The sequence below is a fragment of the Pseudoalteromonas sp. SG44-5 genome, from assembly GCF_014164175.1.
Lineage (GTDB): Bacteria > Pseudomonadota > Gammaproteobacteria > Enterobacterales > Alteromonadaceae > Pseudoalteromonas > Pseudoalteromonas nigrifaciens.
In genome coordinates, this window is the sequence record NZ_JACJES010000063.1 from 1 (window position 1) to 628 (window position 628).

Sequence of the window (628 nt, forward strand, 5' to 3'; positions counted from 1 at the left end):
AGAGTTAATTAAATGGCACTGAATGGTACTGCTACCATTCTTTTTTTACTTTTGAAAACTCTTGATAAATAACAATGTTATTCATCAGAATTTTATTATCAGCTTTTCCAAATTTTTAAAGAGCAAGAGAAATAAAAACTTCTCAAAATTAAACACACTTCATTCTCAGGTCGTTTATGACCCGATAAAGAATATTTATTTTTAAGAAGTAAAGTGGTGGAGCTAAGCAGGATCGAACTGCTGACCTCCTGCGTGCAAGGCAGGCGCTCTCCCAGCTGAGCTATAGCCCCACATATGCTGGTCTTACTGTTTGTATACCGACTTTGCTTCTAGACAAGGCGTAGGAAATCGACGTTTAGTTTACTAAACGAGATATTCCATAACGATGTATGGGAGTAAAGTGGTGGGTCTGAGTAGATTTGAACTACCGACCTCACCCTTATCAGGGGTGCGCTCTAACCAGCTGAGCTACAGACCCAAACAATAAGTGTTGTTCTCTTTACAATTAACAATCATCTGTGTGGACACTACGAACAAATAAGTTCTAAATCGTATAAGGAGGTGATCCAGCCCCAGGTTCCCCTAGGGCTACCTTGTTACGACTTCACCCCAGTCATGAATCACTCCG

At 40.3% G+C, this 628-nt stretch carries 2 tRNA genes and 1 rRNA gene; all 3 read right to left on the minus strand.

Going from position 1 to position 628, the window contains the following annotated elements:
* Window positions 1–214 precede the first annotated feature (214 nt).
* Window positions 215–290: transfer RNA gene (locus H5079_RS18195), tRNA-Ala, on the minus strand.
* A gap of 111 nt (window positions 291–401) precedes the next feature.
* Window positions 402–478, minus strand: a tRNA-Ile gene (locus H5079_RS18200).
* Between the two features lie 76 nt (window positions 479–554).
* Window positions 555–628: ribosomal RNA gene (locus tag H5079_RS18205) — 16S ribosomal RNA — on the minus strand; the annotation flags it as partial.